General features: G+C 72.8%; 12 protein-coding genes. 4 read left to right on the top strand and 8 right to left on the bottom strand.

The window, feature by feature from the left end:
- Positions 1-217: 217 nt before the first annotated feature.
- The 3 genes from boxC to OV090_RS48405 all read left to right on the top strand — a co-directional run bounded on the left by boxC (position 218) and on the right by OV090_RS48405 (position 4,421).
- Positions 218-1,897, top strand: coding sequence for a 2,3-epoxybenzoyl-CoA dihydrolase (gene boxC, locus OV090_RS48415; RefSeq protein ID WP_267712137.1), 1,680 nt, complete (start codon positions 218-220; stop codon positions 1,895-1,897).
- Between the two features lie 36 nt (positions 1,898-1,933).
- Positions 1,934-3,358, top strand: coding sequence for a benzoyl-CoA 2,3-epoxidase subunit BoxB (boxB, locus tag OV090_RS48410; RefSeq protein WP_267711921.1), 1,425 nt, complete (start codon positions 1,934-1,936; stop codon positions 3,356-3,358).
- Positions 3,359-3,572: 214 nt separating this feature from the next.
- Positions 3,573-4,421 carry a hypothetical protein gene (locus OV090_RS48405; protein WP_267711920.1) on the top strand — a complete coding sequence of 283 codons (849 nt, stop codon included), beginning with the start codon at positions 3,573-3,575 and terminating at the stop codon, positions 4,419-4,421.
- Between the two features lie 105 nt (positions 4,422-4,526).
- Here the strand turns inward: OV090_RS48405 and OV090_RS48400 are convergent, their stop codons facing one another.
- The 8 genes from OV090_RS48400 to OV090_RS48365 all read right to left on the bottom strand — a co-directional run bounded on the left by OV090_RS48400 (position 4,527) and on the right by OV090_RS48365 (position 13,681).
- Positions 4,527-5,216, bottom strand: coding sequence for an SDR family NAD(P)-dependent oxidoreductase (locus tag OV090_RS48400; protein WP_267711919.1), 690 nt, complete (start codon positions 5,214-5,216; stop codon positions 4,527-4,529).
- A 67-nt stretch (positions 5,217-5,283) separates the two neighbouring features.
- Entirely contained in the window at positions 5,284-6,357 is a 1,074-nt protein-coding gene (locus OV090_RS48395) for a hypothetical protein (protein WP_267711918.1), read from the bottom strand.
- Positions 6,358-6,376: 19 nt separating this feature from the next.
- Positions 6,377-7,234 carry an RNA methyltransferase gene (locus OV090_RS48390; RefSeq protein ID WP_267711916.1) on the bottom strand — a complete coding sequence of 286 codons (858 nt, stop codon included), beginning with the start codon at positions 7,232-7,234 and terminating at the stop codon, positions 6,377-6,379.
- Entirely contained in the window at positions 7,234-8,817 is a 1,584-nt protein-coding gene (locus OV090_RS48385) for a hypothetical protein (protein WP_267711914.1), read from the bottom strand. The genes OV090_RS48390 and OV090_RS48385 overlap by 1 nt, the downstream gene beginning before the upstream one ends.
- A gap of 196 nt (positions 8,818-9,013) precedes the next feature.
- Positions 9,014-11,980, bottom strand: coding sequence for a transglutaminase domain-containing protein (locus tag OV090_RS48380; RefSeq protein WP_267711913.1), 2,967 nt, complete (start codon positions 11,978-11,980; stop codon positions 9,014-9,016).
- 310 nt (positions 11,981-12,290) lie between these two features.
- The gene (locus tag OV090_RS48375) at positions 12,291-12,782 is read right to left on the bottom strand and encodes a PaaI family thioesterase (RefSeq protein WP_267711912.1); all 492 of its coding nucleotides are present in this window, start codon (positions 12,780-12,782) and stop codon (positions 12,291-12,293) included.
- Positions 12,779-13,255, bottom strand: a complete 477-nt coding sequence (locus OV090_RS48370; RefSeq protein WP_267711911.1) for a PaaI family thioesterase — start codon at positions 13,253-13,255, stop codon at positions 12,779-12,781. The genes OV090_RS48375 and OV090_RS48370 overlap by 4 nt, the downstream gene beginning before the upstream one ends.
- 9 nt (positions 13,256-13,264) lie before the next feature.
- Positions 13,265-13,681: a sporulation protein gene (locus tag OV090_RS48365; protein ID WP_267711909.1), complete on the bottom strand. Its 417-nt coding sequence runs from the start codon at positions 13,679-13,681 to the stop codon at positions 13,265-13,267.
- A gap of 385 nt (positions 13,682-14,066) precedes the next feature.
- On the opposite strand from OV090_RS48365, the gene OV090_RS48360 reads away from it, so the two are divergent.
- Positions 14,067-14,873, top strand: coding sequence for a hypothetical protein (locus tag OV090_RS48360; RefSeq protein ID WP_267711908.1), 807 nt, complete (start codon positions 14,067-14,069; stop codon positions 14,871-14,873).
- The last annotated feature ends 65 nt before the right edge of the window (positions 14,874-14,938 follow it).

Raw genomic sequence — 14,938 nt, 5'->3', positions numbered from 1 at the left:
TTCGCCGTAGAACACCGTTGGAGCCCGAAATTCCGCATTCCGTGCGAGCGCACACGCGTGCGCGTCCACACGGGTTCGCCGCGATCCGCAGCGACGTCGAGGGTCGCGCGACGATCGCCACGGCGCTCCCCCGGCCCACCGCACGCATCTGCGAAGCCGTGCGAGAGCACACTTCGATGTGCGGCACACGAAGCGACGAGCCCATGTAATTTTTTGTCTGCGATGGACGCTTCGCCGCAGCAACACCCCCCCCGTCGAGTTCGAGACCGATCCCTCGCGGTACCGTCATTGGCAGGTGCAGTACGACGGTGCGATCGCGAAGGTGCTGATGCGAGTCGACGCCGCCGCCGGATTGCGCCCCGGCTACGAGCTCAAGCTCAACAGCTACGACCTCGGCGTCGACATCGAGCTGGCCGACGTCGTCCGTCGCCTGCGCTTCGAGCACCCCGAGGTGCGCACCGTCGTCGTCACCTCCGGCCACGACAACGTGTTCTGCGCCGGCGCCAACATCTTCATGCTCGGCAGCTCGACGCACGCGTGGAAGGTGAACTTCTGCAAGTTCACCAACGAGACGCGCTGCGAGATCGAGGACGCGACCGCCAACAGCGACCAGGTCTACGTCGCCGCGCTCAACGGCACCTGCGCCGGCGGCGGCTACGAGCTCGCGCTGGCGTGCGCCGAGATCTACCTGCAGGACGACGGCAACTCGGCCGTCAGCCTGCCCGAGGTCCCGCTGCTCGGCGTGCTGCCCGGCACCGGCGGCCTCACCCGCGTGGTCGACAAGCGCAAGGTCCGGCGCGACCGCGCCGACATCTTCTGCACCACCGCCGAGGGCGTGCGCGGCAAGCGTGCGCTGCAGTGGGGCCTCGTCGACGCCGTGTTCTCGCGCAGCCGCTTCGAGCAGGAGGTCGCCAAGAAGGCCAAGGCCTCGGCCGAGCGCAAGGTCGACCTCAAGCCGGGCGAGCGCGTCGGCGTCAAGCTCGGGCCGATCACCCCGGACCGCGGCGACAACCGCCGCAGCTACCGCCACGTCACCCTGAGCTGGGACCCGGCCGCGCGCACCGCCACGATCACCGTCAAGGGCCCGAGCGCCGACGACGTGAAGCTCGTCGAGCAGGGCGGCGCCGCCATCCACGCCGCGGGCGACCAGCTGTGGGCGCTCCGGGCCATGCGCGAGCTCGACGACGCCCTGCTGTGGCTGCGCTTCAACCTGCTCGACACGGGCCTCGTCCTGCTGCGCACCGAGGGCGACGCGGCCCGCGTGATCGCCCACGACCGGGCGCTGTTCGCCGCCCGCGACCACTGGTTCGTGAGCGAGGTGCTGCTGCACATGGCCCGCGTGCTGCGCCGCCTCGACCTCACCAGCCGCTCGTTCTTCGCCCTCGGCGACGCCACCGACTCGGCCTTCGCCGGCTGCCTGCTCGAGCTGGCGCTGGCCGCCGACCGCTTCTACCTGCTCGACGACGAGGACGTGCGCGTCGGCCTCGGCCCCCTGAACTTTGGGGCATTGCCGATGAGCCATGGCCCTTCGCGCCTGTCCGTGAGGCTAGCCGCCGAACCGAACAAGGTGCAGGAGCTGCGGGAGACGCAGGAGCTGATGGGCCCCGAGGACGCCGACGACGCCGGCCTCGTCACCGTGCGGCTCGACAAGATCGACTGGGACGACGACACCCGCGTCGCCATCGAGGAGCGCGCCAGCATGTCGCCCGACGCGCTCACCGGCATGGAGGCCAACCTGCGCTTCGTCGGCGCCGAGAACGACACCAGCAAGATCTTCGCTCGCCTCACGGCCTGGCAGAATTGGATCTTCATCCGGCCCAACGCCACCGGCCCGGAGGGCGCGCTCAGCCTGTACGGCAAGCCCCAGCGCCCGCACTTCGACCTCAACCGCGTGTAAGTACCCCCCCGATCGTTTTTGGAGCACACGGATCCCATGGTCAGCAACACCGTCGACCTCAACGCCAAGATCCCCAACAACGTCGGGCTCTCCGACGACGTGAAGCTGCAGCGCGCGCTCGAGAAGTGGCTGCCCAACTACCTCGAGTGGTGGAACGACATGGGCCCCTCGGACTTCGCGCAGAAGAACGTCTATTTGCGCACCGCCGTGTCGGTCGATAACGACGGCTGGGCCCACTACGACTACGTCAAGATGCCCGACTACCGCTGGGGCATCTTCCTCAACCCGCGCCAGGAGGAGTCGCTGATCCGCTGCGGCGACGACGCCGGCAAGGCCGCGTGGCACGAGGTCCCCGGCGAGCACCGCAACGCGCTGCGCCGCATCATCGTCACCCAGGCCGACACCGAGCCGGCCAGCGTCGAGCAGCAGCGCCTGCTCGGCCACACCGCGCCCAGCCTCTACGACATGCGCAACCTGTTCCAGGTCAACGTCGAAGAGGGCCGGCACCTGTGGGCGATGGTCTACCTGCTCCACAAGTACTTCGGCCGCGACGGGCGTGACGAGGCCGACATGCTGCTCGAGCGGCGCAGCGGCGACCCCGACAAGCCGCGGATCCTCGGCGCGTTCAACCAGCCGTGCGACCACTGGCTGAGCTTCTTCGCGTTCACCATGTTCACCGACCGCGACGGCAAGTATCAGCTCGCCGCGCTGGCCCAGAGCGGCTTCGACCCGCTGGCCCGCACGACCGAGTTCATGCTGACCGAAGAGGCGCACCACCTGTTCGTCGGCGAGACCGGCATGGACCGCATCGTCAAGCGCTCGGCCGAGCTGCAGCGCCTCGACCCCAACGGCGACGTGCGCAACCAGGGCGGCATCGACTTCGACCTCATCCAGCGCACGATCAACTACTGGTACACCTACTCGCTCGACCTGTTCGGCGGCGAGATCTCGAGCAACGCCGCCGACTTCTTCGCCACCGGCCTCAAGGGCCGCTACCGCGAGGACAAGTACGAGGAGCACCGCGCCCTCGGCGGCACCTACCGCCTGCCGGTGGTCGAGGACGGCCGCCTCGGCGAGCGCGACGTGCCGATGCGCAACGCCATGAACGAGGTCCTGCGCGACGCCTACGTCCACGACTGCGAGCGCGCGCTCCGCAAGTGGAACCGCACCCTCGAGGAGGCCGGCTCGCCCACGCGGCTGGCCCTGCCGAGCCGTCGCTTCCATCGCCACCAGGGCATCTACGCCGACCACGCGTTCGACCCGACCGGCAACCTGATCACCAAGGATCAGTTCGAGCAGCGCCGCGGCGAGTGGGTGCTGAACCCGGCCGACAACGACTACCTGCTGTCGATCATGAAGGCCTCGCACGAGCCGGGCAAGTTCGCCAACTGGATCGCCCCGCCCACCCGCGGCATCGAAGGCCAGCCGATCGACTTCGAGTACGTCCAGCTGCGCGACTGAGCCGCGCGCCAGCGCGGACAGCAGACGGCCCCGGTTCGGCGAACCGGGGCCGTTTCGCGTTTTTTCAGGGCCCGCGGCTCCGTGAGAAGGCGATGGACATGGAGCATGTCTTTTCCGACATGTTTTGTGCGACATGTTCTTCGGGCGCGCGCCACCGCGTTGCAGGGGCACCCCGACGGTTGCGCGCGTTCCGCCTCGCCGATACCATGCAGGCATGGCACACCAATGGTGCGTATCGGCTTGCTTGACCGCGGCCCTCGCTATCGGCTGCGGCAACGACAGCGACCCCCTCGACACGTTGACGACCAATCCCACGGCCTCCGCGCCCGTGTCGGGATCGGGTCCAAATCCGTCCGGGAACCCGAGCGACACCTCGACGACGTCCGACGATACCGGCGGGCCCGCCACCGAGGGACCCCCGACCACCGACCCGACGTCGACGACGACGGGCGACCCGACCGGCGGCCCGGCTGCGAACCGCGTGCCGTGCAATCGCTATATCGAGTGCGTCGCGGTCACCAACCCCGGCGGGCTGCTCGACGCCCAGGAGGACTTCGGTGAGGCCAGCTCCTGCTGGACCGGCACGCCGGCCGACGCCGAGCTGTGCATCACCGCCTGCAAGGCCGGTCTCGCGCAGGGCCACGAGCTCGCGCCCGAGGAGCCCGCGTGCTTCGAGTGCGCCAGCGACGACGAGTGCGACGTCGGCGGCGGCGAGGCGTGCATCGACGGCAATTGCCGGGTCCCGGGCCCGGGCGCGGCGGTGCAGCCGATCTGGAACACCTACTGCATCGAGTGCCACGTCCAGGGCGGGTCGGCTTCGGGTTGGTTCGTCCTCACGGAGGACCTCGCCTACGACAGCATCGTCAACCAACCGTCGCTCGAGGTGCCGCTCCTCCGCGTCGCCCCGGGCGACCACGAGAGCAGCTACCTCTGGCACAAGGTGAACGGCACGCACGTCGATGTCGGCGGCAACGGCGTTCGGATGCCGGCCGAAGCGGCGCCCCTGCCGCAAGACGTGATCGACGAGATCGCCGCGTGGATCGATGAGGGCGCGCTGCCCTGACCGCCGTCTCGGCGGCCGGCGTCACGTAGCGCCGCGCCGACGGAGCGCGGCACCTGTCTCTCACGACCTGTCCTTCGCGACCTGCGCCGAAGGACAGGCGCGGCCTCAGGACAGGCCGTGGACCGGCACGATCGCGCCGCTCGTCACGCCGAGCCCCGGCGACACCAGCGTGTGGATGACCCGGGCGATCTCCGCCGGCTTCGTCCAGCGCGAGAAGTCGGCGTCGGGCATGTCGCGGCGGTTGGCCGGCGTGTCGATGAGGCCTGGGGCGATCGCGTTGACCGTGATGCCCTCGTCGCGCAGCTCGACCGCGAGCTGGGTGGTGAGCGCGACCACGGCGCCCTTCGACATCGCGTAGGCGCTGATGCCTGCGGTCGGCTGGGCGACGGTGCGGGCGACGGTGTTGACGATCCGCCCGCCCTGCTTGCCGCTGGCGCGGATCTTCGCCACCGCCGCGCGGCTGCACAAAAACGCCGTCACCGCGTTGATCGTCCACTGGCCCTGCAGCGCCGCCAGGTCGGTGTCCTCGATCTTCTTCCAGGTGAAGCCGCCCGCCACGTGGACCGAGGCCCACAGCGTCGGCAGCTCGGCGTACAGCGCGTTGACGGCCGCCTCGTTGGCCAGGTCGATCCGCGGCACGTAGCGCACGCCGGCGACGCGGTCGGTCGGACCGTCGTCGATCGCCGGCACCACGATCGACGCGCCGGCCTCGGCCAGTTCTTGCACGACCGCCCCGCCGAGCGCGCCTGCGCCTCCGGTGACGACGATGGTGAGCCCCTCGAGATCGCGCTGCATGCTTGAGATCCTTCCTTGTCCCTGCGTGGACGTCTTGTTCAGGTGATTGCTTGACCTGTCCGAACGGTCAGCCGCGGTGCACGAACACCTTGATCATGTGCCACTCGATGTGGGTGACCTGCTCGGGCGTCGCCTTCATCTCGTTGTCGTCGACCATGCGGCGGATGACCTCGATGACCTCGGCCTCGCTGGTCGGCGGCGCCTTCTCGACCTCCGACAGCTCGTGGCACTGGCTGCACACGCTCTCGTAGGTCTTGCGCGCGACCGCGGCGTCGATCTGCGGCGCGGCGGCCGGCTCGGTGGCGACCGCGGGCGCGGCCCCGGGCGGCGGCGCGGCCAGGACCGCGTCGGCCTGCTCGCGCTGCTCCTCCTGGGCGCGGCGCTCCTTCAGCGAGCGCTGCAGGTCGCGCGAGATGGCGATGAGATAGCCGGTGACCTGCCAGCCCTCGAACTCGGAGATCGGCTCGTTGAAGCTGGGCTTGATGACCATGCGGTCGACGGTGCCGACCCAGTCGAGCGGCGAGCGCGGGCGATCGAGGATCGTCTTGAGGTCGTGGCAGGCGACGCACTTCTTGAGCAGCACCTGCCGGCCCGCCTGCAGCGAGGCGGCCGACGACAGCTCGTCGATCGGCGCCTCCTCGGGCAGCTTGGCCGCCTCGAGCAGCTTCTTCACCCGGGCGCGGTTCTCGTCGCCGTAGACGTCGCCCATCTCGCTGGCGAGCACCATCTCGCGGAACGCGTGCGGCATCGACAGGCCGGCCAGCATGATCGTGCAGACCAGCAGCGACGTCCCGAGCGCCGGCATCCACTCCTCGAGGTGGCGGAAGAACCGCAGGATCACCACCTTGATCATCAGGATGAAGCCCACGCCCATGCCGAGGCACATGTGCGCGACGGTCCGCGCCGGCCACTCGACCTGGTAGTTCCACATCCGCGGCACCATCTCGAACATCAACGCGATGTAGATCAGGATGTAGAACCACCCGAGCTGCCGGTGCAGCCGCATCAGCGAGGGCGGGGCGGCGCTCGTGCGCGTGGCTTTGTCGAACGGGAAGCCCCAGAGGTAGTACATCAAGAAGACGGCAGCCGTGCCGACGACCAAAAACAGGAGCCCGAGGGAGGCGCTGAGAATGACGTCCATGTCGTTCGCCTGGCGCCCATCATAACCCCGGGTCCTGCGCCCCGGCGAGGGCGTACAGCAGGATCGCGGTGGCGGCCGCGACCCCCAGCGAGTCGACGCCCGGGCGCATCGGGATCGCGACCTCGTCGTCGCTGACCGCGCGCAACGCCGCCGGCAGCCCCTGACCCTCGCTGCCGACCAGGATCACGAGCCGCGCCGGCCGCACCACCGCGCCCAGGGGCCGCGCCCGCGGACCGGGGGTCGCCGCCAGCACCGTGGCGCCGGCCCGGCGCAGCCGCTCGACCACCGCGACGAGGTCGGTGACGCCGGCGAGCCCCTGCGCGAACACGTTACCCGCGGCGGCGCGGATCGCCCGCCGGCTCAGCGGGTCGGCGCCCGCGCGGTCGAGCAGGAGCAGGTCGACGCCGAAGGCCCGCGCGGCCCGGACGATCGCGCCGACGTTGGCCGGGTCGCTCAGGCCCTGGGCCAGCGCGACGGTGTAGGCCGGTCGCCGGCACAGCGCCGACAACATGTCCTCCGGGACATTTCCATAAACTGTCCCCAGGGACATATCATGCCAGCGCAGCTCTGGTGGCCGCACACCGCAGGCCGCGACCCCGCGGTGGAAGTTTTGGCCGACCACGCTGCGCAGCAGCCCCTGCTCGCCGACGTACACCGGCACCTCGGGGCGCGCGGCCAGGGCCGGGCCGAGGCGCGCACAGTGGCTCTCGGTCGTCAGCACCGAGGCCACGGGGTACGGGCTGTGCAGCAGGCGCTCGACCACCAGCTCGCTCTCGGCGATGAAGCGGCGCGGGTCGGGGCGGTGGCCGAGCGCCTCCAGCTCGCGGTAGTCGGCGAGGCGCGGGTCGTCGGGGTCGTCGACGCGGACCGGGGTCATCACCGCCCTTGTAACAGCCGGTGCCACGTCCGGACCCACGTCGCCCGGCTCGCCGTGCCCGGCATGCCGCTGCCGGCGAGCAGCGCGATGCAGGCCGGGAAGATCCACGCCTCGCCGGTCTCGGCCGCGGCGATCGCCGCCCGCACGTCGGGGTGCTCGCGCCCGAGGTACAGGGTCGCCGGTTCGCCGGCCACCCGCGGCGAACCGGCCCCCGCGCACAGCTCGACCCGCTCCGGCGCACCCGCCCCGCCGCGCACTGCCGCCCGCAGGGTCGCCAGGAATTGCCGCTCGGCCGGTGACAATGCCGAATCCGGCAACGGCCGCCGCGCCCCGCCGAACGCCTGCGCCAGCTGCCGCCAGCCCCGCGTCAGCGCGGCCGAGACCGGCATCTGCTCGGTTCCGCGCGGCGGCGGCGAGCGAAACCGCAGCTGCAGCAACTCGGCCAGGATCCCCCGCTCCGCGGTGCCGAGCAGCAGGATCGGCGGACCCGGCAGGGCGAAGTCGTCGGGGTTCTGCTCGGGCTCGAGGGCGAAGGCCGGCTCGGGTCGGGCCAGCGCCGGCAGGCTCTCGATCGCCAGCCAGCGCCGCTCGTCGCGGCTCACCAGCGCCGGCACCACCGGCAGCGCCAGCACCTCGGCGGCGCGTCGACGCGAGCGCAGCGCCTGCAGCAGGAGGTGCAGCACCCGCGCCTGGCTGGTGCCCGGCAAGCTGGCCGAACGGGCGCCCGTCGCCAACATCAGCTGCACGCCGGCGTCGACGATCGCCTCGAGCGCGGGCGCGATCGCCTCGCGCAGGTCGGCCGCGGTCGCGGCCGGGGTCAGCTCGCCGGCCGCGAACTTGTCGGCCAGCTCGACCACCGCCTCGAAGCAGGGCGCCCGCGTGACCCCGACGTGGGTCGACACCACCCCGTGGACGAGCAGCCAGATCCGCGCCGGCTCGCCGCGGTGGGCCAGGGCCACCGTGCCGCGCAGCTTGAACTGCGGCAGCTCGAGGTCCGCGCGCGCGAGGTAGCTGCGCAGGCCGTCGCTGATGTCGGAGCCGTCGACGCGGACCGCCGCCGGCGCGAAGCGGGCCACGTCGGCGAGGTACGTGCGCGCGCGGGCCGGGTCGAGCTCGGCGCCGCGGACCACGAACTCGGTCCCGCGGCCCCCGGACGGATCTGCACCTTCGGACAGGTTCGCTCGCCCCGGCCCGGCGCACTCGAGGCGGCGCACCAGCCCGTGCGAGCGCGCCACGATCTCCACCCGCCCGGGCCGCAGCGCCGGCAGGGCCAGCAGCGCCAGGGCGCCCGCCTGCTCGAGCGCGAGCAGGGCCCGGTGGCGCCGCTCGGCCTGCACGCCGGTGTCGAGCAGGTCGGCCAGCGCCAGCAGCAGCTCGCGCCCGATCGCCGCCCCGTCGTCGCGCACGCGCACCGAGGCGCGCCCGAGCTCGACCTCGACAGTGCGCGCCCCGGCCGACAGCGACCGCCGCACCAGCTCCGCCGGCAGCTGCCACGGCCCCTGCAGCTGCGCGGTCGCCAGCTTGCGCAGCTCCGCCTCGATGTCGATCGCCAGCAGCTGGCGCAGGTCGACCGTCTCGCTCACCCCCACCCCCACCTGTTTCTCGCCTTACGGCTGCGGAGCTCCCGATGCCCGGCCTTCTCTGACATGTCCTTGAAGACATATTCTGCCACGGGCTCCGCGCGCGCCCCCCTTCGCGGGAGCTTCATGGACATGCCCTGAAGGACATCTCCATCCATGACCTCCCGCGGCATGTCCCGAGGGACATCTCGCTCGCCCCTCACGCCGGCCTCCCGCGGGCCGCCTCGTGGACCGCCTCGCGGGCTGCCTCGCGCAGCAGGCGGGCGGTGCGTTCGGGGCCGAGGTCGAGGCGGTCGAGCAGGTAATCGAGGGCCGCGAACACGGCCGCGGCCGGCCGCGCCGCCAGCACCCCGGCGGCGTCCAGCAGCCACGGGTTCTGCGCGCCCGCCACCACCACCCTGCGCCCGCGCAGCGGCGACTTGCGCAGGCGGAGCGGCGCCAGGTCGAGGCTGCGCAGCTCCTCGGGGCCGAGCGACGGGCTGGAGAGCACCTGCCACGGCTCCCCCGACGCGGTCAGGCGGGCGCTCACCGCCTTCAGCAGTTCGGTCTCCCCCGCGGTGCTCAGCAGCGCGTCCCACAGGTCGAGGTCGGTCGCCCCGAGCGCGTCGGCCACCGCGCGGGCCTCGGCGCGCTCCTCGTCGAGCACCGCCGCGTCGCCGGCCAGCGCGTCGACGGCCAGCGGCGAGCGCCGGCGCGTGCGATACAGCCGCCCGCGGGCCGCCAGCCGCTTGGCCTGCGCCAGCGACAGCGCCCCCCCGGAAGCCGTCGGCACCAGCGGCCGCTCGAACACCGCCGGCACCGCCTGGAACACCTCCGGCTGCTGCAGCGCGCCCTGCAGCAGCCGCGACAGATCGCCGCTGGCGTCGAGCGCCACCCGCCGGCGGGTCCGCTCGCGCAGCACTCCGAACAGCGCCACCGCGAACAGCGCCGCAGCGCCGACGGCCAGCCCCCACGGCGCCAGCGGTCGCCGCCACGACGTGGCCGTTTCGACATGCTCCAAAGAACCTGCCCCGACGGCCATGTCACCTTGCGGCTCGCCTGGCAGGGCCGGCGGCAGCTCGGCGGTGTCCGCCGCGGCCAGCGAGCCCGTCGTGTCCGCCGCCGCGTCGACCTCGCCGGGCTCGATCGGCCCGGCCGGCGTGCCCAGGGCCACGCCGGTGCTCGCGTCGGCCACCGCCCACTCGCCGTCCTGCCCGCGGTACTCGGCCCACGCGTGCAGCCACGGGTTCACGCGCCCGTCCTGGCCGACGAACCCGATCGCCAGCCGCGACTCGACCCCCGCCTCCTGCAGCAGCGCGGTCAGCAGCCCGTTCTGCACGTCGCAGTCGCCTTGCCCGATCTCGAGCGCGCGGGCGATGAAGTGCTCCTCGCCCAGCGCCCGGTGCTGCGCCGCCACCTCCGGCGCGGTGCTGTAGGCCACCAGCTCGCGGGTCAGCCGGGTCAGCGCCGACACCCGCGCGGCGATCGATCGCCCGCGCAGCGCTCGCGCCTCGCGGCGCACGTCGGCCGGGAGCAGCCCCGAGGGCACCGGCCGCGTCGGCGGGCCCGCCGGGGCCGGCGCGGTGCGGTACACCAGAGTCGCCTCCGACGGCCCCGCCAGCACCAGCAGCGCCTCCCCGTCGGCGCCGACCTGCAGGGTCGTCGGCGCGCCCTCGGGGTGGTCGGCGTCGACCAGCGCTGCGCTGCCGGCGACCACCCGGTGGCCCGTCGGCACCGGCACCCGCATCGGCCCGGCCGGCGCCCCGAGGCGCAGCTCGACCTCCGGGCACACCTGCTCTTCGGGACATGTCGTAAAGGCGTAGTCGCCGCGCGGCTCGGGCGGGCGGGCCTCGGCGGTGTCGCCCAGGCGGGCGAACAGCAGCGCCGCGAAGTGCAGGCGCAGGTCGGCCGGGCGGAACGTCAGCGGCGGCTCGCGGGCGCCGGCGCCGGTCAGCACGTCGACCTGCGGCCCGCGGTAGCGCGCGGCCAGGTCGGAGTAGCGGGCCGGCAGGTTGGCGCTGGCCGTTTCGCCATGTCCGATGGGACCTGTCCCGTAGGACATCCCCGCGGCCGGCTTGAAGCGGGCCCACACCCGGTCGCCCCACATCGCGTAGGCGGCCCCGCCGGCCAGCGCCGCGCCGAGCAGCGCGGCCAGGAACATGCGCACTGCCAGCGAGCGGCGGACCAGGTCGCGCAGCCCGGCCCACGGGCGCTGCCACCACGGCAGCGGGTGGACCGCGTCGAGCTGGCGGGCGATCAGCCCCTCCAGCTCGCGCTGGGCCAGGTCGACCAGGCGGCGCAGCGCCTTGTTGTCGCGCGCGTCGGAGCGCGACAACATCAGCTCGAGCGCGTCGCTCTCGAGCAGCGCCTGCGGGGCCAGCCGCCCCGGCAGCTCGGTGAAGTGGACGCGGCTGTTGTCGGTGCTGCGGCCGCCGGCGACCACGAAGTCGGCCAGCGACGCCGCCGAGCGGACCCTGAGCCCGCGCGAGAACAGCTCGACCCGCGCCGCCTCGCCGAGCGCCACCACCCCGCGCACCCGCCCGCGGCGGAAGCTCGCGCTCGGGGCCGGCAGCGCGAACGGCTTGTTCACCTTGCGCCCGTTGACCGTCACCACCAGCGGCCGCTCGGGGTCGTCGCGGGTCGCCAGGAAGCGCGCGTTCTGGAACGCCGCGTCGAACACCCGCCGCTCGAGCGCCTCGTCGACCGCCGCTCGCTCTAGCTCGATCTCCGTGCCCGGCAGGCTCGGCGGCGCGATTCGGCGGGCAGTCGCCAGGTCGCCGTCGAGCTCGAGCGCCCACGCACCCGACCTGTCCTCCGGGTCAGGCGAATTCGGGTCGGGCCGGCGCGCGCGCGAGCGGATGGCGATCCGCTCCGGCTCGAAGCGCAGCACCGACCAGAAGCCGACGCCGAAGCGGCCGACCTGGTCGCGCCGCGACTCCTTGCTCGAGGCGTACAGCGCGAACAGGTAGCGGCGCGCGTGGGCGAAGGTCATGCCCTCGCCGTCGTCGCGGCAGCGCAGCACCCACCGCCCGCCGCGGGCCTCGCAGGTGAACTCGACCTTCGTCGCCCCGGCGTCGCGGCCGTTCTGCAGCAGCTCGCGCACGAACACCCACGGGTCGGGCCCGTAGCGCTCGGCCTCGGCGCGCGCGCGGGCGCGGAACTCCGACCCGGGCGGCGCGCTGGTCATCCTGCGGCCTCGAGCCGGCCGTGGTGCGACGGGGACACGCGAGCAGTGTACCGGCTGGCGCGCCCGGGACGAGCGCGCTTGTTTTCAAGCCGGCCCCAGGGCGCGCGGACGCGGCTCGGGGCCGGGCGCAGCCCTCGTGCTGCGGACTCCGGGCGCGCCCCCGGCGACGGCCGGACGAGCGCTGCCGCGGCGCCGCCCTCGTGGCTGGACCACGCGACGTCCGGTCGTCGCGCGAGCCCGACGCAGACCCGCCTCTGCCCCCCGGAGCTGCCGCAGACGGCCACCCGAACGGCCGGCCTGGCGCCGCCGCTCAGATCTCGAGCTTCGCCGGCCCCTCGTCGCTGTGGACCAGGAAATGCGCGCTGGCCACCGCGATCGGGCGCGAGCGGTCGTCCTGCCAGGCCTCGACGCGGACGTTGGTCACGCGGCGGCCCTGGCGGGTCGGCATCCCGCGCGCGAACGTGTCGACCGGGCGACCGGAGCGCAGGTACTCCACGGTGAGACCGATCGTCCGCGGCGTCGCCGACAGCTCGCTCTCCCACAGCAGCTGGAAGATCGCGGTCGACTCGAGCAGCGCGCACAGGGCCCCGCCGTGCAGCGCCGGCAGCACCGGATTGCCGATCAAGTGCTCGGCGAACCGCATCACTCCCAGCAGCTCGCCCGCGTGCGGCCCCTCGGGCGCCAGCAGCAGCGAGATCCCCATCGTCTGCGCGTACGGCACCACCGCCGCCAGACGGCTCGGGTCATGGGTCGCACGGGCCTCCGCGAGCACCTGTCGCAGCCACGAATCCCTCGTGCTCACGCGGCCCCCTCGGTGCGGCTGGTGGTGCGCGTGCCGAGCATGAAGGTCCCGGCGCTGGTGGCGATCGGATCGTCCTCGCTGTCGAGGAACGCGACCCCGCGGACGAACGCGACGTGGCGCGTCACCTTGTAGCAGTGGGCGCGGGCGATCACGCCGACGCCCGGGGCAGCCGGCTTGAGGTAATCGATGCGCAGGTCGAGGGTGGCGATCGCCATCGGCTTGCGCAGCGCCTGGAACACCGCCGCGCCGCAGCAGGCGTCGATCAGCGCCGAGATCGCCCCGCCGTGCAGCACCCCGGTCTCCGGGTTGCCGACCAGGCGCAGGTCGTAGGGCAGGAAGATCTCCGCCCGGCCCTCGCCGACGGACCGCAGCTCGAGGCCGAGCGCTTTGTTGTGAGGCACGGCCCGCATGAAGCGCTGACCGAGCTCGCGCAGGCGATTCAGGTCTTCCGCGTCGAGTCGCTCGTCGGACATCGATCGTGGTTATGCCACGACCTCGACCGGCACGGCGTGCTTCGGGTTGAGCCCGGGGATCTCGGTCTCGGCGATGAGCACGTAGCGCAGGTTCTCCGCGTTCGGCGCCAGGTCGCCCGGCAGCGTGAGGACCACCGGCATCTCCAGCTGCTCGTCCTTGCCGAGCATCCGTCCGCCCAGCGGGATCGTCACGTTCGCGTGTTGCTGCCAGAACGCGAAGTCGCCGCGGCCCTGCGCGGTGTACACCATGCGCTCCTCGTCGAAGTGCAGGCGCACGTCCTGGACCGCGACGTCGTAGTCCCCGCCGCGCAAGATCACTGTGGCGTGCAGCTCGGCGCCCGGGCGCACCGGCGTGTCGACCTTCGACAGCTCGATCGTCGCCTTGCCGATCCCCACGATGCTCTTGAGTCGGTCCAGGATCTCCATGTCTGGCACTTAGCCGAACCCGGGCCGCGCGGCACGTGAATCTCGGTTCATACGCTGCGCCGCCGGGCGGGCCGTCCGCCGCGGCTTTCACGGGCGAAAGCGAGTGCGTGGCCGGATGTGGGACCCGCGCGTCGCAGCGCGAGCGGCCTCGGGTCCTGCGCGCGTCGGTTCGGGCGGCGCGACCTCGCGGCGCCGCGGCCTCGACGTCGTCGCCGGGTCCGCCGCGTCACATTCCGACCCGCGGCGTTGCCGGGACCGGCGGCCGAGCTCGGTGGGGCCTCGCCGACGCGGCCATGCTCGGCCATGACCGGCCGTATCGGACGCATGGCGGCCCGGTCCGTTTCTTGAGCGGTCGGCCGGCCCGCGCTAAAAGCTGAGCTGAGCCATGCGTGCAATCACTCCTGCCCTGTTCGGCCTGTGTGTCCTCGGCATCGCATGCTCCGGCCGCGCGCGCTCGGACGCCTCGGCCTCGGCGACGCCCGACACCGCCTCCGCCAACACCGTCGCCAGCGGCCCCGGGAACGACCCGTGCGCCGTCTACATCGAGCGGGTGGCGCCGGGCGTGCGCTGCGCTGCCGTCGACGACGCGCACTGCACCTGCGAATTGGTCGCCGCTGCGAGCGCGCCGGCGCCCGAACCAGCCGCGAATCCGAGCAGCGCATCCGGCGCACCTGCCTCGCAGGGTGCCGACGCAGCGGTGGCCAACCTCGAATTCGCCAGGGGTCCGCAGAACACGATCGTGCAGTGCGTGAGCGGCCCGTGTCCGACGCGCTCGGCCGACTTCATCACCGGCGTCTACCCGCCGATCGCGATCCCCGCCGCCGGCGCCACGGTGCAGCTCGAGTTCCGGGCGATGCACTACAAGCCCTACGTCGGCACCTACAACCTCGTGCCCGGCCGCAACTACATCCAGTTCGCGCTCGAGCGAGAGTTCGGCGCCCCCGAGAGCGCGGTGTTCCAGTTCGAGGGCGCGCCGGCCGGCACCACCGTCGAGTGCGTCAGCGGGCCGTGCGTCAACAACAAGCCCTACACGGTCGACAAGTTCCCCGAGCTCCCGCTCAAGGACGACGGCGCGACCTTGCTGCTCCGCTTCAACGCCCCCGGCTACCGCACCGCGATGACCTCGTTCCAGGTCCGCCGCGGCCCCAACGCGGTGCCCGTGCTGATGGAGAAGGCCCCGCTCGGCAAGTGAGCGCGCAGCGGTGACTCACCGCGGCGAATCTCCGTGAGGGCGCGGCTCGCCATCGCTTATGCTTC

The organism is Nannocystis sp. RBIL2, assembly GCF_026626745.1.
Classification (GTDB): Bacteria; Myxococcota_A; Polyangia; order Nannocystales; family Nannocystaceae; genus Nannocystis.
The sequence above is the reverse complement of the archived record's forward strand: the minus strand, read 5'-3'. Positions and strand labels throughout refer to the sequence as shown.

Excerpts from the sequence above, each read along its gene's own strand:
- OV090_RS48360 (WP_267711908.1), top strand. The coding sequence starts at position 14,067 with ATGCGTGCAATCACTCCTGCCCTGTTCGGCCTGTGTGTCCTCGGCATC.
- OV090_RS48405 (WP_267711920.1), top strand. The coding sequence starts at position 3,573 with ATGGCACACCAATGGTGCGTATCGGCTTGCTTGACCGCGGCCCTCGCT.
- OV090_RS48390 (WP_267711916.1), bottom strand. The coding sequence starts at position 7,234 with ATGACCCCGGTCCGCGTCGACGACCCCGACGACCCGCGCCTCGCCGAC.
- OV090_RS48370 (WP_267711911.1), bottom strand. The coding sequence starts at position 13,255 with ATGTCCGACGAGCGACTCGACGCGGAAGACCTGAATCGCCTGCGCGAG.
- boxB (WP_267711921.1), top strand. The coding sequence starts at position 1,934 with ATGGTCAGCAACACCGTCGACCTCAACGCCAAGATCCCCAACAACGTC.
- OV090_RS48400 (WP_267711919.1), bottom strand. The coding sequence starts at position 5,216 with ATGCAGCGCGATCTCGAGGGGCTCACCATCGTCGTCACCGGAGGCGCA.
- OV090_RS48395 (WP_267711918.1), bottom strand. The coding sequence starts at position 6,357 with ATGGACGTCATTCTCAGCGCCTCCCTCGGGCTCCTGTTTTTGGTCGTC.
- OV090_RS48365 (WP_267711909.1), bottom strand. The coding sequence starts at position 13,681 with ATGGAGATCCTGGACCGACTCAAGAGCATCGTGGGGATCGGCAAGGCG.
- OV090_RS48380 (WP_267711913.1), bottom strand. The coding sequence starts at position 11,980 with ATGACCAGCGCGCCGCCCGGGTCGGAGTTCCGCGCCCGCGCGCGCGCC.